Genomic DNA, 21,642 nt, shown 5'->3' on the forward strand with positions numbered 1-21,642 from the left:
CGTTAACGCAATGCGTTAAAGCGCCATAACTACAGCCCCGGATGCCATGACGTCCGGGGCAATAACAGTCGTCGCTGCCGTATTTTGTAAGGGATAAACTATGAGAAATGTCGCGCCTGTTGCATTACTTCTGGCATTAACGCTCTGTACCCTGCGGGTGAATGCCGAAGATGAACCGCAAATTATTACGCCGGAAGGACTGGCCACCAGCCAGATGCTTCCCTCGCTGGACGGCGCGGTTGCCGATCTGCCGCTGAGCGCTGCCGCACCCGGCAACCTGATGCTCAACGACGCGGTAAGTCGTGCCGTGAGCTGGCATCCTTCTATTCGTGAATCGATCGGCAAACTGCTTTCGCAAAACGAACAGATCGACGTGGCGAAATCGAAATATTACCCACAGGTTTCTGCCGGAATGAATAACGGTTACAGCAATACCTATACCGACCACGGCTTTAGCCCGGCGCTGGTTATTTCGGTGTCACAAATGCTGTACGACTTCGGCAAAGTGGCAAGCCAGGTCCGCGCCGAGACCGCCGGAGCCGCACAACAGCAGGCGAATGTGTTACTCAGTATTGATACCATCGCCCACGCAACCGCCAACGCGATAGTCCAGGTGCAGACGTGGCAACAAATGGTGGATGCCGCCGAAGAACAGCTCACCGCCTTAAACGACATTGGTCGACTGACCCGACAACGCAATGATGAAGGGGCAACCTCGCTGTCCGACGTGGTACAAACCGATGCGCGTATCGAGTCTGCGCGTTCTCAGCTGGCGCAGTATCAGGCCAATCTCGACAGCAGTAAGGCCACATTGATGAGTTACCTCGGCTGGAACTCACTTAACGGCATCAGCAACGAATTCCCGGCCAAACTGGACAGCAGCTGCGATGTGGTCAAACCGGAAGATAAACTGGTTCCCGCGGTACTGGCGGCCTGGGCACAAGCGAATGTGGCACAGGCAAATCTCGATTACGCCAACGCGCAGATGACGCCCACCATCTCTTTGGAACCGTCGGTTCAGCATTATCTCAACGACAAATACCCCAGCCATGAGGTGCTCGACAAAACCCAGTACTCCACGTGGGTAAAAGTTGAGATGCCGCTGTATCAGGGGGGCGGACTCACCGCCAGGCGCAACGCCGCCAGCCATGCGGTAGAGTCTGCACAATACTCCATCCAGCGCACCCGACTCGAAGTACGACAAAAATTACTGGAGTCCCGCAGCCAGGCAATTAGCCTCGCCACCGCCCTGCAGATTCTGCGCCGCCAGCAGCGACTGAGTGAACAAACACGCGAGCTTTATCAACAGCAGTATCTGGACCTCGGTTCGCGCCCGCTGCTCGACGTGCTTAACGCCGAGCAGGAGGTGTATCAGGCCCGTTTTGCCGAACTCCAGACTCAAAACCAGCTGCGCCAGCTCCAGCTGAACTGCCTCTATAACACTGGCTCGCTTCGCCAGGCGTTCGCCTTAAATAATCGCAGCATTCAATCGGTGGAGATCAAGCTATGAGCGACCTCGATTCACATGCAGAAGATGCGATTAGCGAACACGCTCTTAGCCAGTGGGCGCAGGCGATGACGCATATTGCCAATCACTATCGCGTGGCCTGTTCTCCCGGCGCAATCCAGGCCAACGCCCCGTGGTTTGCGGGAAAAAGCCGGGCAACGGCCCTATCGCAACTGGCGCGTCAGGCTGGACTGTCATTTCATACGCTGAATACCGCCACGCAGGCGTTCGGTCAGTGGCGTCTGCCGGTGGTGGCGGAACTGCGCGACGGCCAGCTAATGGTGATAGAACATTTCAACGGCGAAGATGCACTGGATGTGTTTATCATCGCCGAAGAAGGCCAGCGTAACCGGTTAACGATTGCAGAACTTCTGCCGGAGATCGTGAGCATTACCGCGCTGCGCCCGCTGTCGGCGCTGAAGGACAGTCGGGTAGACCGCTATATTTCGCGCTTCAAGCCCGACTGGATGCGCGAACTGGTGTTAAAAGACATTAGTCCTTATCTTCCGGTCATGATTGCTGCCTTTCTGATTAACGTTCTGTCGCTCGCCGGGATTATCTTTTCTATGCAGGTTTATGACCGGGTGATCCCCGCCCAGTCTTATCCAACGCTGTATGTTCTCTCCACTGGCGTTCTGGTGGCAGTGCTGTTTGGCTTTTTGCTGCGTGAAGCGCGTACCCACATCATGGATCTGCTCGGCAAACGCGCCGATATGCGCATTTCCGATCGCGTATTCAGCCATGCGTTGAGGCTGCGTAACAGCGCCGTCCCCCGCTCGACGGGGAGTTTCATTTCTCAACTGCGCGAGCTGGAACAAGTTCGCGAGATGATCACCTCCTCGACCATGTCGACCATTGTCGATCTGCCGTTTTTCTTTTTGTTTATCGTGGTGCTGGCTTTTATTGCCCCGCCTCTGGCATGGATAGCGCCCGTAGCGGCCCTGCTGATGATCCTGCCCGGTTTGCTGTTACAGAAGAAACTGGCGGTGCTCGCCAACCAGGCTGCCCATGAATCCACCCTGCGCAACGCGGTGCTGGTCGAGAGCGTTCAGGGGCTGGAAGACATCAAGCTGATGCAGGCGGAAAACCGCTTTTTACAGCAGTGGAACAGCTACATCCGCATTACCGGAGAGTCCGGGCTGCGTACGCGCAGGCTGACTCAGGGGCTGATTGGCTGGGGCATGTCGGTACAAAGTCTGGTCTACGCCGCCATCATTATGTTCGGCGCGCCGATGGTCATTGAAGGCACGATGACCACCGGGGCCGTGGTGGCCGCTTCGATGCTCGGTTCCAGAATGATTGCCCCAATGGCTAATCTGTGCGGCGTGCTGGCCCGCTGGCAACAGGTTAAGGCGGCGAAGATGGGGTTGGATAGCATCATGCAGCTCCCCACTGAAACACAGTACGATGAAGACCGGGTGCATCAGGAGATTTTTCACGGTCATTATCTGTTTGAGAACGCACACTTTCGCTACCACAGCGACGATCAGCGCGTTCCGCTGCGCATCTCGCGCCTGGAGGTCATGCCCGGCGAGCGCGTGGCAATCCTCGGGCGTAACGGTGCCGGGAAATCAACCCTGCTGCAAGCCATGGCGGGCGGTGTGGAGATTATCCAGGGCGATGTCCGGCTCGACAACCTGAGTCTGGCGCAGATCGATATGGCTGATTTACGCCGCAACATCGGTTTTCTTAGCCAGAACGCGCGGCTGTTTTTCGGCACCCTACGCGAGAACCTGACCCTCGGCGCACCGCATGCCAGCGACGCGCAGATCTTCGAAGCGCTGGAGGTCAGCGGCGCGGCAGCTTTCGTTAAACAGCTCGCCAAAGGGCTGGCGCATCCCATTATGGAGGGCGGCAACGGTTTGTCCGGTGGACAACGGCAGTCGATCCTGCTGGCAAGAATGCTGCTGCGATCGCCCAATATCGTGCTGCTCGACGAACCCAGCGCCTCGCTGGATGAACATACCGAGCGGGAGTTTATTCAGCGCCTGAACCAGTGGCTGGGCAACCGCACATTGATTGTCGCCACCCATCGCGTACCGGTTCTGGAGCTGGTCGAGCGCGTGGTGGTATTAAAAGAAGGCCAACTGGTCATGGATGCCCCGAAAGCGCAGGCATTAAATGCGAGCCGGGCACCCGCCCCAACTCACGGTCGGGAGTGGAAAAATGAAAACCAATCCGCATGATGCCGCCATGGACGACCTCGATATCCGCCGCGAGCACCGTTTTTCCGGGGCCAGCCGTATTATTCTGCTCAGCACGCTGCTGTTTGCCGTCCTGGGTATCTGGGCATATTTCGGCAAGCTGGATGAAGTCTCAACCGGCAGCGGAAAAGTGATCCCCAGCTCGCGAGAGCAAGTCTTGCAGTCGCTGGATGGCGGCATTCTCGCCGAGCTTACGGTACGCGAGGGAGATAAAGTGCAGGCCAATCAAATAGTCGCCCGCCTCGACCCCACCCGTTCTGAGTCCAACGTTGGGGAGAGTGCAGCCCGTTATCGCGCCTCACTGGCTTCCAGCGCAAGGCTTAATGCCGAAGTTAACGATCTGCCGCTGGTCTTTCCCGATTCACTGCGCGTCTGGCCGGATCTCATCGCCTCCGAAACTCGTCTGTATAAAAGCCGTCGCGCGCAGCTTGCGGATTCAATGGCAGAACTTCAGGATGCACTGGTCTCAGTAAATAAAGAGCTGGCCATCACCCAACGGCTGGAGAAAAGCGGTGCCGCCAGCCACGTAGAAGTGCTGCGCCTGCAACGACAAAAAAGCGATCTGGGGTTAAAAATCACCGATCTGCGCTCGCAATATTTCGTGCAGGCGCGGGAAGCGCTGTCAAAGGCCAACGCCGAAGTGGATATGCTGGCGGCGATTTTAAAAGGACGTGAGGATTCCGTCACCCGCCTGACCGTACGCGCGCCGATGCGCGGTATTGTGAAAAACATCCAGGTCACCACCATCGGCGGCGTTATCCCGCCCAACGGCGAGATGATGGAGATTGTGCCGCTGGACGATCATCTGCTGATAGAAACCCGCCTGTCGCCGCGTGATATCGCTTTCATCCATCCCGGCCAGCGGGCGCTGGTAAAGATAACCGCCTATGACTACGCCATTTACGGCGGACTGGAAGGCGTAGTCGAAACCATCTCTCCGGACACCATTCAGGACAAAGTGAAACCGGAAATCTTCTATTACCGCGTGTTTATCCGCACGCATCAGGACTTCTTACAGAACAAACTGGGACGCCATTTCTCCATCGTACCAGGCATGATTGCCACAGTGGATATAAAAACAGGTGAAAAAACCATCGTCGACTATTTAATCAAACCGTTTAATCGCGCAAAAGAAGCGCTGCGCGAGCGCTAAATCCTTGAGGATTAGGGGTTGCGGGGGCTGGTCACGCGTGTCACAAGTCTGTTATACTTGCTCTAACACATTGGGGCTGATTCTGGATTCGACGGGATTCGCGAAACCCAAGGTGCATGCCGAGGGGCGGTTGGCCTCGTAAAAAGCCGCAAAAAAATAGTCGCAAACGACGAAAACTACGCTTTAGCAGCTTAATAACCTGCTCTGAGCCCTCTCTCCCTAGCTTCCGCTCTTAAGACGGGGATCAAAGAGAGGTCAAACCCAAAAGAGATCGCGTGGAGGCCCTGCCTGGGGTTGAAGCGTTAAAACTAATCAGGCTAGTCTGGTAGTGGCGTGTCTGTCCGCAGGTGCCAGGCGAATGTAAAGACTGACTAAGCATGTAGTACCGAGGATGTAGGAATTTCGGACGCGGGTTCAACTCCCGCCAGCTCCACCAAACACCGGTGAAAGCCCTCAGCGCAAGCTGAGGGCTTTTTTGTGTCTATTGACCCGTCCTCTGAAAGCGTTGACACGTTCCAGACTTAGATCCGGAGAACGTGATGATAGCTGAATACGAACAGGCAGATTAATTTCCTGATAACTCTTTTTATTTAACAGTGAACGACCATGGTTAAATAATATCCCTACAAGCTTAAAATCGTCACGATAAAAAGAAACGTATTTTTTAAATACATTCGTCATTTAAACGTTCGACATCGTTAGACAGCCCACAACGCCGCATAGTGTAAAAATATCCAGTTAACTTCTCCATGAATAACTCTTGAATTTTCCTACTAAATACATATATTACGCATCCCGTTCAGTACATGAAATAACCTTTGATTTTTTTAATTGATATTGGAGTTACAAATGTCAAATAAGAAAATTTCGCGGAGCAATGGGGCAACAGGCCCCGTTAATAAGGTTGTCGCATGGTCAACAATCGCTTTGCAGGCTCTGTATCCTGCCCTTCTTAGCTTCACGCCAACCATCAGCCATGCGTCAGCCGTTAAGGCATCGCAGGCCGCCGCAGAACAGCAAGAACTGCGAGGCCTGTCTTCTGTCGCCGCGCAGGCTGGCAGAAGTATTGAAAACGGCCATGCGGGCAGTTTTGCTGCTAATACCGTCTCAGCACAGGCAACGAAGGAGGTGGTAGAGTGGCTACAGAAGTACGGTAATGCACGTATTCAACTCAACGTCGATGACGCTTTCTCGTTGAAAGATTCGGCGTTCGATTTCCTTTATCCGTGGATTGATACAAAGCAGCATGTTTTATTTAGCCAGACATCGCTTCACCGTACCGATGACAGAACCCAAACTAATATCGGTATGGGTTATCGCTATTTTACGGCGGATAATTCAATGCTGGGCGCAAACTTATTTTATGACTACGATTTAAGTCGTCATCACGCACGTATGGGTGCAGGCGTTGAGTATTGGCGAGATTATTTACGCGCAGGCACAAATGCTTATTTAAGATTATCGAAATGGAAGGATTCCCACGATCTGGATGATTATCAGGAACGTCCGGCGGATGGATGGGATATCTATACCCAAGGTTGGTTGCCATCGTATCCGCAACTGGGCGCATCGCTTAAATATGAAAAGTATTACGGCAAGAATGTCGGCCTCTTTGGCAGCGATCATCTTCAGGAAAATCCGTACGCCTTTACTGGCGGGATCAGCTATACGCCGGTCCCTCTAGTTACGCTTTCCGCTGAACACAAGCAGGGGCAGAGCAATACTCATGATTCACGCTTCGGCATAGAGATTAACTATCGCCCCGGCATCCCGCTGGCGAAGCAGTTGGACAGCGACAATGTTGCGTTAATGCGCGAAGTTCAGCACGGACGCTACGATTTTGTCGAACGAAATAACAATATTGTTCTGGAATACCGCAAAAAATCGGTTCTGAAAATCCGCCTGCCTGAAAGCGTACAGGGGGAAGGTGGCGCCGTTATTCCGGTGACTATTTCGCTGGATAAATCCCACTGGGGCATTCAGTCGGTAGAGTGGAACGATAGCGCATTTACCGCCGCTGGCGGACGCATTTCCGGTAGCGGCACATCATGGCAACTGACGTTACCCGCTTATACACCAGGCGGCACTAATCACTGGCAAATCGGTGCAACGGCGCGAGATGTTAAAGGAAACGCCTCTAACTATGCGGTGATGGACGTGACGGTGACGAGGAGTTCGGCCTCTGTCGGCACAATGGATTTTACATTGAACGGCGAGCAGCAACCGATCATCGCTGCTGACGGGAAGTCACAGCATCCGGTTACGCTGGTGCTTAAAGATACCAATGGTAATCCGTTAACAGGGCTTGCACATGACATTGAGTTGTCTTTAGCGTTTACACCTGACGCACAGAGAAATCGTGAGCGTTCGGCACAGGCTCCAAAGCTTGGTGAAGTGCAGGAAACCCGCTCCGGGGTGTATACCGCCACGCTGACGCCGGGTTTAACGGCGGGGACGGCACGCATAACCGCTAAAGTTCTGGGTAAAACAGAAACCCTGACGGTGAAACTAAAAGCGGTTTCCGCCGAGGCGGCAAAATCGACATTCACGGTAATGCCCATGGAGCAGGTCGTTGGACACCCGATTAGCCTGGCGTTAGAAGCAAAAGATAAAGACGGGAATGCCATCACCGGCGACGACAGCTTACGTTTTTATGCAGTTTCAGCCAGCGGCGAGGTCCGTTTTACTGCCGTAGAAGAGAAAGACGGCGTGTACAGCGCTAAGGCAACGTCTGAACTGGCTCAGGCGACACGCATTGGTGTGACGTCACAAAAACATGATTTCTCCGGGCTGGAAAAACAAGCCAACTGGATTGCCGACAAAACGCAACCGGTGGTGCAGGCTTTTAACCTGACCAAGGACAATGCACTGGCGGATGGCAAACAGAGTAATATCGCGGTCGTTACCCTGACCGACCGTTATGGGAACCCGCTGTCCGGATACACGGTCACTCTGGCGTTACCGCCACAGGTTAAGATCGCGAATGGGGAGAACGTTGTGAAGACCGATGCCAAAGGTGAAGCAAGATTCTCACTGACCAGTTCAACGCCGGGAACTTATGATATTACGCTAAGCGCGGGGAACATCAGCTCATCGCTAAGCGTAACATTTGCCTCTGCAATGGAGGGGGCAACATTGTCTCTGACAGCCAAAGACAATGGCGCAATCACCAATATTGCAGCAAACGGTCGCGATGGTGCCACGCTTGAGATCATGCTCAACAATACCGCCGCGTCGGTTGAAGGACAGAAAGTGGAGCTTATCGTAACGCCACAAGGGCTCGTGTACCCGGAGAAAATCACCACCAATAAAGACGGTTACGCGACGGTAACGTTAACTACGGTTAAGGCAGGTCATTACACCGTTAATGCCAGGGTTACAGATGGGCAGCACAGCGTTGAGTCCTCAAGCGTTGACCTGGAATTCGTACCTGATATTAACAGCGCAGTGCTGAATTTGACCGCACCGTCTGAGAGCATTGTGGCAAACGCATCAGCGGCACATGAAATTCAGGTACAGGTTGTCGACGGTGAAAACAACCCATTTAGTGGTGACGTGCACCTGACCAGTTCCCCTGCCAGTGGATTAAAACTGGGCCAGTCCGAACTGACATTGGATGAGAAAGGAATGGCATCAACAACCTTTATTGCCGCAGAAGCTGGGCACTATCAATTGCAGGCAACCTTCATCAAAGAGGGTAAACGCGTTACGGCGAGTAAGGCGATTGAGGTAGTATCGGATCTGCAAAATGCCGCGTTGACGATCGAACCGTCAACTACAACCGCCGTAGTCAGTGATGCGGATAACGTGGCGTTTACCCTGCATCTGACCGATACATCAGGGAACAGCGTCAGCAACCGTAAGCTGAAAATTACGGCTACAGGCCCATCGCCACGCGATCCTCTGGTGATTGACAATACGCTTGTCACCACCAATGGTTCCGGTACTGCGACTGTAAATGTCCACGGTAATAAGGCGGGTCGTTACACGCTGACCGCCACATTGGCTGAACACGGTAGCAATGTCTCGGCAAATGCTTCGATAACGCTGAATGCCGATGCCCAGAATCCAGTACTCACTCTGGAGCAGGATCCTGGCTATGCCGTTGCCAACCTTGAGCCGGTAGGCTTTATGGCCCGGTTGCAGGATAAATTCGGTAACCCGTTAAACGGCAGTGTCGAATTTAGCGCAGGCAGCAAAGCCAAACCCGGCAGCGGAACCTTTACGATGACGCCGGATAAAACCAACTTTAAGTTAGGGAATGCTTACTCTGAACTGAGAACGGATACGGCCGGTGTAAGTTGGGTAAGAGCGAAGGCAACGACGGGAGATAAAACGTTGGAAAAAGTACTCACCGTCTGGGTAGTTGAGAACCATCAACCAAATTCCTGATCGGGATATAAACAGGAGATAGCCGCAGCGTGGCGGCTATCTCCCTTTCTATATATTGTCCACGCGTCCTCTACCCACTAAGACTCAGAACTGTAATAGCTTTAGCAAAGCTAAGTTCACTCTCGATGATTCCCCTTCCCCCGTTGATTTGAAAACAAGCAGCAATATAATAAAGGGGCTGGAAATATCGACAAAACCTCAGGTAAAATATTTCCAACCAGATGGCTATATTATCAAAATTAATTTATCACGTGACAAACTACGCAGGGAGACTTGAATCGAGTATCCGGTATCGATGTTTACATCACATTAATGACACGTGACATATATCATCAATTCGGAGATCTACATTTTCACTCTCAAAAATGTATCCCGATAAATATTTCACCCCAAAAGTGTTAAATTTTTATTATGATTATTTTGCGGAGAGTTTATGAACAAAATATATCAAATAAAATGGAGTAAAGTCCGTAATTGCTGGTGTGTGTGCTCCGAACTGGGAAGGAAGAACACGAAAAAAAAGTCCAGGGCGTTATTAGCCGGTGCTGTAGCGCTATGCTCATCAATGGCTTTTGCTGATGATATTGATGTCATCACAGATAACACCATTGATTTTGGCCAAAACAGTCACTCCATTAATTACCATATCAATGTAAAAGATAACGCCAACCTGGTGATTAATGCGCCGGACTCTCGCCCCCGCCTGACCTTCACATCAGGTGGTGGGCTGGATATTACCCAAGGAACAGTGCGTATCAATGGTGAGCTAAACGTTCTGCTGAGAGGTACGGGTTACCTTAACGTGTCCAATGCAGGCAGCGAACTCTATGCTGACGACTTATATGACAGCGCATCAGACAACTGGCGAACTGGCGGTTATTTTAACGTGTCTGATGGCGGTAAGATTCATGTTAAAGGGACCAGTCGTCTTACCTATGAAAGGGGAAACATTAGCGGCGAAGGTAGCCAGGTAAATACTCAAACATTCTTCATGGGTGTTTTCAAGAGCTACGGTGGCGATCAATTCCTGTCGGTTAATAACAAGGGAGAAATTAACGCCAGTGAGAAATTAAGTCTGGGGTATTTTAACCAAGACTCAAATACCACTTTAGTGGTATCAGATATGGGGAAAATCTCTGCTCCAGAAATTAGCTTGAGTACGAACTCAGAATTAGCATTAGGCGCTCAAGAAGGAGAGAAAGCTAAAGCTGCTGGGATTATTGACGCCAAGAAAATAGAATTCGTTTGGGCTAGTACGGACAATAAAAAAATCACACTGAACCACACCAGTGATAACGCCAATATAACAGCTGATATATCAAGCGGCAGTGAGGGGCTGGGTAATATCAATGCGCTTAATGGCACAACGTTTTTGTCCGGAGATAACTCAAAATTTAGCGGCAAAGTAAAAATTGCCAAGAATGCCACCCTTGGGGTTACGCAGAACCTGGGAACCGCTGATATTAGCAATAGCGGCAAACTCTTGCTGAACGCTCAAGATGACATGGAGTTCACCAATAAGATTACAGGGAACGGTATTATCTCCGTCGGCGCCGGAAATGTGGCGTTAATGGGTGATAACAGCGCCTTTAAAGGCAAGATCAATGTTGAATCGGGTGCCGTTGCGACCGTGTCCGATCAGAAAAACCTGGGCTCTGCCGGGTTATCCGTTGCCGGGAAACTGCAGCTCAATAGTACCAGCGACTGGTTGTTTAACCACAAGATTTCTGGGTCCGGCATCCTGAGTGTCGATACGGGAAATCACGCTTTCTCTTTTAAAAATAGCACAGCGACCTCTGGGTTCACTGGTGCACTGGCGTTACAGAATACGACATTCAACCTGCAGGGAACCAACACCGATGCTCTTGCAAAAGCAGGGCTGATTGCAGGAAAAGGAAGTGAAATTTCACTGGGCACTGGCACACAGTCCATTGGAAGCCTGGCCTTTTCTGGCGGTACCATTGAGTTTGGTAACATTACCCCCGGCATACACCAAACCGACAAAATGGTGAATGTTAAAGATCAGTTAGACCTGACTGGGTCTGGTGCTGTGCAGGTGAATCCTGTGGGCGTAGTGGACGCCATATCTCAGGGTATTGATACCGGTCTCTCCTTAATGGAGCAGGAAGACGCCAATGCGGAAATTAAGCTGGTTTCCACCAATTCAGCAACCGTTGTAACAGGAGATGCCGGAAACCTGCAACTGCAGGATCTGAACGGTAACGCGATAACAGATGCTGTTCAGCATGACATCAGCCAGGACGGACAGGTTGTAGCAAAGGGAACGTATGACTATCGCCTGACCAGTGGGCAAAATCATGACGGCCTTTATGTGGGCTACGGTCTGACACAGATTGAATTACAAGGACAGGGTCAGAATGCATTGATCCTGAACGCCAACGGAAAAACTGGAGCGGCTGCGGAATTGAGTTCCCGCCTGACCGGCTCCGGGGATCTGGCGCTCGACAGCCAGAAAGGCCACACAGTTTCACTGTCAGGTTTGAATAATGATTACACCGGTCTGACCGATTTGCGCAGCGGTAATCTACTGATGCTCAATGATAATGTACTGGGCCATACAGCAGGTCTGCAGATGGCAGAAGAGACCGTTTTGGATATGAATGGGCATAGCCAGACGATTGGGCAGCTAACCAGCGCAGTGGGATCAGTTCTGAATATTAATGGCGGTAGCCTGACGATTTCTAACGGCGGAACATCCGCAGGAGCATTGGTCGGCAGCGGTAATCTGAATATAGATAACGGTGTCTTTAGCGTGAAGGGCAATAATGCGTCCTTAAGCGCAACAACGACCATCGCTTCCGGCGCAGAGGTCACTCTGGATAATGTTCAGGGATTGGGGACCGGGGAGATTATTTCCGATGGCCACCTCAATCTCAATGCCGTTGAGGGACACTTGTCCAACAACCTTAGCGGTAAGGGTGAAGTTTCATTCAGCGAATCTAACGTCGCTCTTGAGGGGGATAACAGTGGATTTAGCGGCCAGCTTAACCTGGATAAAAACACACAATTAGTGGCGTCAGCCGCCGAACATCTGGGGGAGGCGACCATTCATAATCAGGGTGACATGATCCTTAACAGCTTGGATGACTGGACCATGCAAAACCAGGTCGATGGCAGCGGTAATGTCATCAAGCAGGGTCAGGGCACTATCACTCTGACTGCAGATTCCACCTATACCGGCACCACTGATATTCAACAAGGGGGTCTGATGCTGGGTCAGGAGGATGCACCTGTTACCTTAGCGAGCCAGCAGGTCAATATATCTTCTGCCGGTATGCTTTCAGGCGCGGGAACGGTACTAGGCAGTATCCATAATGCCGGACTGTTTGTTGCCGGAAATGGAGCATCAGGCCACTTTACTGTTGGCGGAGATCTCACCAACCAGGGTGCGATATCTTTAGGGAATATTGGACAGTCCGCAGGCAATCAGCTGATTGTTGAAGGAAATTACCACGGCGACAATGGCGTTATTAATTTTGATACGGTTCTGGGGGACGACCGTTCGGCCACCGATAAGCTTATTGTAAAAGGTGATACCACTGGTAATACTCAAGTAAGTGTCACCAATGCAGGAGGCCAGGGTTCACAAACTCTGGAGGGGATTGAGCTTATTCATGTTGATGGCCGTTCTGATGGTGATTTTACTCAGAGCGGGCGTATCACTGCGGGCGCGTATGATTATTCATTGGTTCGAGGTCAGGGGGCTAACAATAATCACTGGTATCTGACCAGTCAGTTGAATAAGCCTGAAAAACCCGAAAAACCGGTTTCGCCCACAGAGCATATGCTTCGCCCGGAAGGAGGGACCTATACCGCGAACCATGCTGCCGTAAACACCATGTTTAACATGCAGTTACACGATCGCTCGGGCAAAGCTCAGTACACAGATGTGTCAACCGGAGAGATGAAAACCACCGGTATGTGGATGCGTCAGGCAGGTGGCCACCAAAGTTGGTATGACGGTAGCAGCCAGTTGCGTACTCAAAGTAATCGCTATGTGATGCAGCTCGGCAGCGATATCGCGCAGGGCTCAACCAACGGGCATGATAGCTGGCGTTTCGGGATCATGGCCGGGTATGGTCATGACAATAATCAGACCCGCTCATCAGCAACGGGTTACACCTCGCGAGGTAGCGTCAATGGCTATAGCACTGGCCTTTATGCTACATGGTTTGCCGATAACACCGACCATAAAGGCCTGTACCTCGACGGTTGGGCACAATATGGATGGTTTGACAACCATGTAAAAGGTGAAGGACTGGCTTCTGAGTCCTATAAATCCAAAGGTCTGACAGCTTCTGTTGAAACGGGATATACCTTTAAAGTTGGCGAATTCTCTGGCAGCAAAGGAACCGTTAATGAGTGGTATGTTCAACCGCAGGCGCAAATTACCTGGATGGGGGTCAAATCTGATGACCATCGGGAAGCTAACGGAACGCGTATCGAGATGAATGGTAACGGTAATATTCAAACCCGTCTTGGAGCCAGAGCCTACCTGAAAAGCTTTAATAAAATGGATGAGGGCAAAGGCCGCGAATTCCAGCCATTTATTGAAGCTAACTGGCTCCATAATACACGCAGTTTTAGCACTAAAATGGACGACGTTAGCGTCAGCCAGGAAGGTGCACGCAATCTGGGAGAGATTAAACTGGGTGTCGAAGGCCAGATTACACCAGATTTAAATCTGTGGGGTAATGTGGGCGTCCAGATGGGAGACAACGGTTATAACAACAGCTCGGCAACGTTAGGACTGAAATATCATTTCTAATTAGCCCTCAACAAAAGATAGCCGGGGTGTTTTCGAGAGCACCCCGGCTACTGCCATAACCTCAAATATATCGACGCTTGCATTATTCTCATGGCCAGGCGAGCTATGAGAATAATGAGCACTTAAATAGCGCCAACCGTCATCCCATTCTTCCCCCTTTTACTCATCAAAAGGAGGGAAAAAAACGACTCGCAGTTAAAAAAGCCATTCATGACCTTACTTATCAACCGGATAATCCCTGTTAATCCACGCATGTTCATCTTCCCAGGTAAACATCCATTTGCGAACCGGGCCGGCCATCACGTTAAGGTAGTAACTGTCATATCCCGCCAGAGTTGCCACCGGGTGATACCCTTTCGGCACCATCACCACGTCGCGGTTATAGACTGCCATACACTCGTCAAGTGACCGGTCGTCGGTGTAGACCCGTTGCATACAGAATCCCTGCGGCGGGTTGAGGCGATGGTAGTAAGTCTCCTCCAGATAGGTTTCCTGTGGGGGATTATCGGTGTCATGCTTATGGCTTGGGTAAGAACTGGTACAACCTTCGTTGGTCCACACCTCCACCACCAGCAGGCTATCTGCGGGTTTATCTTCCGGTAAGATGTTGTGCACGTAGCGCTGGTTGTGACCTTTGCCGCGCGCTTCCCCGTCAATATCCTTAGGTGCGATCAACCGCGTTGGGTGCGTGCCTTTCCCCGGCGCAGCGCAGACTGCCAGCTCCAGTCTGGTCACCGCCTGAACCTGTATGGTTTCACCAGCAGTGACATAAACCGCCCACGGTTTGATGCGTTCAAACGGGCTCATCCGCTCACCGATATCCGTAAAAGTTGCGCCCGGCGTGGTGATGGTCGCGCGTCCGGCGACCAGTACCAGGCAGCGTTCTTCGCTGACGGCGGGCAGCATAAGCTGCTGCCCTTCCTCCAGTTCATACGCTCTAAAGCCAACATATCCCCAACCGGCGCTTTCCGGCGTCACTGACTGCGTACACCCTTGCGCGTCCGGCTGCTGCCAACGTGATAATAAACGTGACATATCACCTCCTCAGATAAGCCCGGCATCCCGCGCCAGACGGCTAAGGTTGTTATAGCCCAGACGCGCATACGTCAGCGGATGCGCGATGGCTGGATCCTGCTCCGCCTCCACCACCAGCCACCCCTGATACTGGTTCGCCTTCAGCAAGGCCATGATTGGCGGATAGTCAACGCAGCCATCTCCCGGTACGGTAAAGACGCCGCTCAGCACCGCATCGAGGAAGCTGGTTTTGCGGTTTTTGACATCCGCCAGCACGTCGGCACGTACGTCTTTGCAGTGAACATGGTTGATACGTGATGCCCAGCGCTGCGCCACAGCCAACGGATCGGCACCTGCAAAGGTCAAATGCCCGGTATCGAGCAACAAGCCAACTTCATCACCGGTATTCGTCATCAGATTATCCACATCTTCAGCAGATTCAATCACCGTTCCCATGTGGTGGTGATAGGCAATCTGTACCCCCTGCTGCTGGGCGTAGCGCGCAAACTCGGTGAGCTTTTCACCGTACTCTTGCCAGCGCTCTTGCGGGAAGCGCGGACGCAGATGTACCGGCGTCTGCTGCTCGCCGTGAATGCAGCCACTGACTTCGGCAAAGACCAGCACCTTCGCTCCCAGTTCGCGCAGTAACGTCAGATGTGACTGCACGGCGGCAATCTCCTCCTCCAAGCTGCGTTCCAGCAGACGTCCGGAGTACCAGCCGGAAACCAGTTGCAGGTCGTGGTGCTGCAAAATGGGGCCGAGCAGTCGCGCCTCACGCGGGAATTTGTTGCCCAGTTCGAAACCAGCAAATCCAGTCTCTTTGCCCTCGCTCAGACACGTATCAAGCGACGTCTCAGCGCCCAGTGAAGGAAGATCGTCATTCGTCCATGTCAGTGGATTAATACCTAATTGTACCGTCATCATCTTCTCCTGAATTATGCTTGTCCGCGCTCGCGCCACCAGGCGATAAGCTGCAGGTAGTTATCTTTAATGCGCGCCACCAGCTGCGCATCGTCAATATCGTGTTTCAACCACGCGCGGGAAGCGTCGCCGAACAGCGTGCGTCCCACGGCAAATCCTTTCACCACCCCATGACCCGCAGCCGCTTTAAAATCAGCACACAGTTGCTCTGCCGGTGCGTCCAGACCCAGGATCACCACGCCACGGCAGTGCGGATCGCGCCGTTCGATAATGTCACTCAACGCCGTCCAGCCAGCAGAAGTCAGCGGTGGGAGTTTCCACCAGTCGGGGTAGATCCCTAAGTTGTAGAAGCGGGAAATGGCGCGCAAATACAGTTCATCACTGCGCGGCATACTGGCCGGTAAAATCACCTCCAGCAGCAGCTCATGGCCGGACTGGCAACAGGCGCGGTACACCTCAGCGATTTTCTGTTCTTGTTCCAGACGCAACGCGTGGGCATCTTCCGGATGGAAAAAGACCAGACACTTCACCACATGTTCCTGCGGCCAACTAATGAGCTGAGAGCCTATATTGCCGTGTTCCATCTCCAGCGGGCGCGACCCCGGCAATTCGATAGGGCGACCTATCCACCAGCCCTCTCCAGTTATCGCATTCAGCGCATCCTGACCAAACGTACCATCGCAGAGTAGCCCGGCCTTGCCCTCCAGCCCGGCGATGTTGGCCGCTTCACGGCTGGCCTGCAAAATAAGCTGTTTCAATGCCGGAATACGCTTCAAAGACGCGCCGCACTGCAACGCCATATCTTCCAGTTGGCTACGGTGATCGAAGGCCATCACGCACAGTTCCGGCCATGTGCGGCGGCGAGTCGTCACGCGATGCAAATGGTTGAGATGCGGATCGAGATCCGGACGTGGAACCTCTGCGGCGCGAGAAAGATAATCATCAAGCTCCACTTTGCTCGGCATCGCCGGCGCACAGCCGTGACGCGACACCACCAGCGCACCGCAGGCGTTGGCGTAGCGGCACGCCTGCTCCCATCCCTCATCGTTGAGGTAGCCGCGCAGCAGACCGGACATAAACGCGTCCCCTGCCCCCAGCACGTTCAGCACCTCCACGCGCACGCCGGTCACCGTCAGGCCATCGTCAAGCCGGGCCGGGATCGCGTCGGTATACACCGAGCAGCCGAGCGCACCACGCTTGCAAACCAGCGTCGCGTGACTCACGCCGCGAACCTGAGACAGCGCCTGCAGCGTATCGGTACTGCCGCCCGCGATATGAAATTCCTCTTCGGTGCCGACAATTACATCAAAAAGATGCAGCACCTCCTGCAACTGGCGGGTGACCTGTTCGGCGGCGATAAAGCGCGTTTCGCCGTCGCCTAAGGAAGTAAGCCCCCACAGCACCGGGCGATAGTCGATATCCAGCGCCGTACGCACGCCGTGACGCCGGGCGTAAGCGAGCGCCGTCAACACCGCCTCGCGGGTTTGCGGATGAGAAAGATGCGTCCCGGTGATGGCAAGACAACGAGCAGAAGCGATGTACTGTTCATCAACATCGCTGGCGGTAATCGCCATATCCGCGCAGTTATCACGGTAAAAAATCAGTGGGAAGGTGTCCCGGTCTTTAATGCCGAGTAGCACCAGCGCCGTCAGGCGGTCTTTATCAGTGATCAGATGGCTGGTATCACAGCCTACCTGGTTTAATTCTTCACGCAGGAAACGCCCCATATGTTCGTCGCCAACCCGCGCCAGCATTGAGGAGCGCAGCCCCTGGCGTGCCGTGCCGTAAGCCACGTTGCCGGACGAACCACCAAGATATTTGGCAAAGCTCGACACATCTTCCAGGCGTGCGCCAATCTGCTGACTGTAGAGGTCAACCGCCACGCGGCCCATGCATATCACATCAAACTGCTTTTCCACGTTGATACCTCTTCAGACAATGTCGTTCACGTTCAGCCAGCGGCCTTCCTGGTGCGAGAGTGCGATAGTGTCAAGCACGCGCGACACCTTCCAGCCCTCTTCAAAGTCCGGCCACATCGGCGCATCGGCAGCAATGCCGTCCACCAGGTCGCGTACTTCTACTGTTTTCTGGTCGTTAAAGCCGATACCATGCCCGGCTCCCATGCAAAACGCGCCGTAGTCCGGGTGCGCCGGGCCAACCAGTAAAGTGCGAAACCCCTGGCGGTTGACCGGATCGTCATGCAGATAGAGCTTCAGCTCTGCCATGCGCTCCTGGGTAAAACTGATAGTTCCTTTGGTCCCGGTAATCACATACGACAACCCCATCTTGCGGCCACAGGCAACGCGCGAGGTTTCAATCACCCCTTGCGCACCGCCCGCAAAGCGCACCATCGCGTGGGCCTGATCTTCGTTTTCTACCGTCACCATTTGCGAGGAACCGACGTTCGCCGGACGCTGTGGCACCACGATCTTCAGGTCGCCGCAGACCTGCTGAATATCCCCAACCAGGTACTGCGCCATATTGACGATATGCGCCGCCAGATCGCCAAGCGCCCCAAGCCCAGCGGTCTCTTTAAAACAATGCCAGTGGATCGGTGCAAGCGGATCGGCCATGTAGTCTTCGTTGTGGGTGCCGTAGAAATGGATCACCTCACCAATTTCTCCGCGCTCAATGATCTCTTTCGCCAGCTGCGCCGTTGGGTTCTTCATATAGTTGAACCCCACCAGCGTTTTCACTCCCGCCCGCTGTGCAGCTTCAACCATTTCACGCGCGTCGTGGGCGTTCAGCGCCAACGGCTTTTCTGAGTACACATGCTTGCCATGGCGAATCGCTTCCAGCGCCATCTCTTTGTGCAGATGATTAGGAGAACAGATATCCACGACATCAATGGCCGGGTCAGCCACCAGCGCACGCCAGTCTCCGGTTGAGCGATTGAAGCCAAACGCCTGCGCCCGCTCGGCGGCCAGCTCTGGAGAGATTTCCGCCACCATTTCGCGCACCAGCTTGCCGCGCAGGTTAAACACCGTCGGGGCCTGGGCATAGGCGATGGCATGCGCCTTGCCGATATACCCGGTGCCAATCAATCCAATACGAACTTCTTTCATCATGACCCTCACAATGCGCCGCGACGGCTCTTGGCGTAGGTATCGAACGCCACCGCCAGAACGATAATTAAGCCGGTAATAATTTGTTGGTAGTAAGCCGAGACGTTCATCAGCACCAGACCGTTAATCAGGATGCCCATGATGATCGAGCCGATAATGGTGCCGCCAATACGCCCGTAGCCGCCCATCAGTGAGGTACCGCCAATGACCACCGAGGCAATGACGCGTAGCTCAAACGAGATCCCGGCGACCGCTTCTGCACTGCCCAACCGCGCGCTGAGAATGAAGCCCGCCAGTCCTGCCAGACAGCCAATTAACACGTAGACGCTCACCAGCACGCGCTTCACGTTAACCCCTGCCAGACGCGCCGCCTCCGGGTTGCCGCCGATGGCGTACACGAAGCGCCCCCAGCGGGTTTTATGCAGCGCCAGATAACCGCCTACCGCCACCAGCGCGAATATCCAGATTGGAATGGAGATACCGAGCAGTTCGCCGCGTCCCCACCAGCGGTATCCCGCGTCGAAACCGGCAATTGGCGCGCCGTCGTTAATCACCAGCGTCAGGCCGCGCCAGATAGTCATCCCGCCGAGGGTGACGATAAACGGCGGCAGACGCAGGCGGGTCACGCCGAGGCCATGCAGAAAACCAATCGCGGTGCCCATCGCCATACAGATACCAAGGCCAATCAGCCAGCTCATGCCGCCCCAAGCGTTCGGGTCGACGGTGGTGAAGTTGTCGCCCTTAATCACATACGCGGCGGTCATGGCGCACACTGCCAGAATAGAACCTACGGAGAGGTCGATCCCGGCGGTCAGAATGACAAACGTCATACCGACGGCCATGATCCCGTAGATGGAGACTTCGGTCAGAATGTTGAAAATATTGCGTTCAGAAAGAAAATTGCTGTTCTGCAACTGAAAGAAAATCAGCAGCAGGATCATGAAAATCAGTACCCCAAAGCGCTCAAAAAAGGCAATGGGATCAAGACGTCCGCCGCGTTTGGCTGGAACCTGCGTTTTAGAAATAATCTGCGTCATGAATCACTCCGTTATGCCGCATTCAGGGCGTTGTGGTTGATGGCCATCATCGTCATTAGCCGCTCTTCGTTGGCGTCGTCGCCGTGGATCTCGCCGGTCACCCGGCCTTCACTTAGCGTGATGATCCGATCGGAAACCGCCATCACTTCCGGCAGATCGGAGGAGATCACGATCACCGCCACGCCCTTTTTCGCCATATCAAACAGCACCTGATGGACTTCTGATTTGGTGCCAACATCGATGCCGCGCGTTGGTTCATCCACGATCAACACTCGCGGATTAAGCGCCATGCAGCGCGCGAGGATCACTTTTTGCTGGTTCCCGCCGGAGAGCTTGCGCACCTCTTGCGCGCTGTTGACCATTTTGATCTGCAGCGCCTGGCGGTATGACTCGATCAGGGCATCCTCTTTGCGGGTATTCACGAACCAGCGCCAGTGCAGTAGTGACGAGAGGCTGGAGAGCGACAGGTTGTCGCGGATCGACAGCCCAAGCACCGCGCCCTCTTTTTTACGATCTTCCGGTACCAGCGCCAGCCCCTGATCCAGCGCAAACAGCGGATCGCGCGGCTGATATGGCACGCCATCAAGTTCAAAGCTGCCGGAAGTAAAACTGTCGGCGCCAAACAGGCAGCGGGCCACTTCGGTGCGCCCGGCACCCACCAGTCCGGCAATGCCTAACACTTCGCCAGCATGCACGTGGAAGCTAATGTCGTGCAGCGCGATACCATGCGGATCCAGCGGCGGTTTTTCGCGGCTAAGCCCCTTCACCGCCAGACGCACAGGTTTATCTTCATGGTGAGTTTCGCTGGCCGGACGGCGATTAAAGGCCACATCGCGCCCCACCATCAGGCGGATCAGCTGTTCTACGGTGGTCTGTGCAACTGCGCCATTCCCGGTGAATCGTCCATCCTGGAAAACAGTGAACTGGTCGCAGAGTTGAAAAACTTCATGCAGGCGATGGGTGACGTAGATAATGCTCACGCCACGCCCTTTAAGTTCCCGCACCACACGGTGTAGGCTTTCTACTTCGCTGTCGCTCAGCGCGGCGGAAGGTTCATCCATAATGATCAGCTTTGCGTTCAGCGTCAGCGCCCGCGCAATTTCCACCATTTGCTGCTGCGCCACGCTCAGTCGGGCCACGGCCGTGGTTGGCGCAACGTTCAGTTGCAGGTAATCCAGAATCACCTGCGCTTCCTGATTTACCGCCTTTTCGTCAACAATCAGATTGCGTTTGCGCGGTTCGCGACCGAGGAACATATTCTCGGCGACGGTCATATTGGGCAGCAGATTAAATTCCTGATAAATCGTGATAATGCCCTTGTTCTGCCGCTCAACCGGAGAGTCTTCTACCGGCAATGTTTCGCCGTTGAACCAAATATCCCCGCGTGTTTGCGGCTGTGCGCCCGCCAGTGCTTTCAGCAGGGTCGATTTTCCGGCACCGTTCTCACCTAACAGCGCATGAATTTCGCCTGCTCCGACGGTCAGCTGTGCGCTGCTCAGCGCCCAAACGCCGGAAAAGCTTTTCGCCAGGTCGGTCACTTTTAGTAAGGGTTGCGACATC

11 protein-coding genes and 1 other RNA gene are annotated in these 21,642 nt (G+C 53.6%); 6 read left to right on the top strand and 6 right to left on the bottom strand.

The genetic code is table 11. The annotated features are described in order from the left end of the window. The first annotated feature begins 100 nt into the window (after positions 1 to 100). From OGX86_RS18835 to OGX86_RS18860, 6 genes are all read left to right on the top strand, one after another. Entirely contained in the window at positions 101 to 1,510 is a 1,410-nt protein-coding gene (locus tag OGX86_RS18835) for a TolC family outer membrane protein (protein WP_048225125.1), read from the top strand. Next, complete coding sequence (locus OGX86_RS18840) at positions 1,507 to 3,693, top strand: type I secretion system permease/ATPase (RefSeq protein ID WP_286640373.1); 2,187 nt, start codon at positions 1,507 to 1,509, stop codon at positions 3,691 to 3,693. The genes OGX86_RS18835 and OGX86_RS18840 overlap by 4 nt, the downstream gene beginning before the upstream one ends. Before the next feature lie 7 nt (positions 3,694 to 3,700). Beyond that, positions 3,701 to 4,864: a beta-barrel domain-containing protein gene (locus OGX86_RS18845; RefSeq protein WP_286640719.1), complete on the top strand. Its 1,164-nt coding sequence runs from the start codon at positions 3,701 to 3,703 to the stop codon at positions 4,862 to 4,864. Between the two features lie 72 nt (positions 4,865 to 4,936). Continuing rightward, positions 4,937 to 5,300: a transfer-messenger RNA gene (gene ssrA / locus OGX86_RS18850) on the top strand. A 413-nt stretch (positions 5,301 to 5,713) separates the two neighbouring features. Beyond that, complete coding sequence (locus OGX86_RS18855; protein ID WP_286640374.1) at positions 5,714 to 9,256, top strand: inverse autotransporter beta domain-containing protein; 3,543 nt, start codon at positions 5,714 to 5,716, stop codon at positions 9,254 to 9,256. Positions 9,257 to 9,689: 433 nt separating this feature from the next. Then, a complete protein-coding gene (locus tag OGX86_RS18860; protein WP_286640376.1) occupies positions 9,690 to 14,045 on the top strand; it encodes an autotransporter outer membrane beta-barrel domain-containing protein in 4,356 nt (1,451 codons plus the stop codon). A 216-nt stretch (positions 14,046 to 14,261) separates the two neighbouring features. Here the strand turns inward: OGX86_RS18860 and iolB are convergent, their stop codons facing one another. From iolB to OGX86_RS18890, 6 genes are read right to left on the bottom strand one after another with little or no spacing between them, the layout of a single operon-like run. After that, positions 14,262 to 15,080, bottom strand: a complete 819-nt coding sequence (iolB, locus tag OGX86_RS18865; RefSeq protein ID WP_008785555.1) for a 5-deoxy-glucuronate isomerase — start codon at positions 15,078 to 15,080, stop codon at positions 14,262 to 14,264. Positions 15,081 to 15,089: 9 nt separating this feature from the next. Next, complete coding sequence (gene iolE / locus OGX86_RS18870) at positions 15,090 to 15,980, bottom strand: myo-inosose-2 dehydratase (RefSeq protein ID WP_286640721.1); 891 nt, start codon at positions 15,978 to 15,980, stop codon at positions 15,090 to 15,092. A 14-nt stretch (positions 15,981 to 15,994) separates the two neighbouring features. After that, on the bottom strand, positions 15,995 to 17,899 hold the full coding sequence (locus tag OGX86_RS18875; protein ID WP_286640378.1) for a bifunctional 5-dehydro-2-deoxygluconokinase/5-dehydro-2-deoxyphosphogluconate aldolase: 1,905 nt from the start codon (positions 17,897 to 17,899) through the stop codon (positions 15,995 to 15,997). A gap of 12 nt (positions 17,900 to 17,911) precedes the next feature. After that, positions 17,912 to 19,045: a Gfo/Idh/MocA family protein gene (locus tag OGX86_RS18880; RefSeq protein WP_286640724.1), complete on the bottom strand. Its 1,134-nt coding sequence runs from the start codon at positions 19,043 to 19,045 to the stop codon at positions 17,912 to 17,914. Positions 19,046 to 19,053: 8 nt separating this feature from the next. Continuing rightward, entirely contained in the window at positions 19,054 to 20,082 is a 1,029-nt protein-coding gene (locus OGX86_RS18885; RefSeq protein ID WP_003826102.1) for an ABC transporter permease, read from the bottom strand. A gap of 11 nt (positions 20,083 to 20,093) precedes the next feature. Then, entirely contained in the window at positions 20,094 to 21,641 is a 1,548-nt protein-coding gene (locus OGX86_RS18890; RefSeq protein ID WP_008785559.1) for a sugar ABC transporter ATP-binding protein, read from the bottom strand. Position 21,642 lies beyond the last annotated feature (1 nt).

It is taken from the genome of Citrobacter sp. Cpo040 (assembly GCF_030332915.1).
Lineage (GTDB): Bacteria > Pseudomonadota > Gammaproteobacteria > Enterobacterales > Enterobacteriaceae > Citrobacter > Citrobacter portucalensis.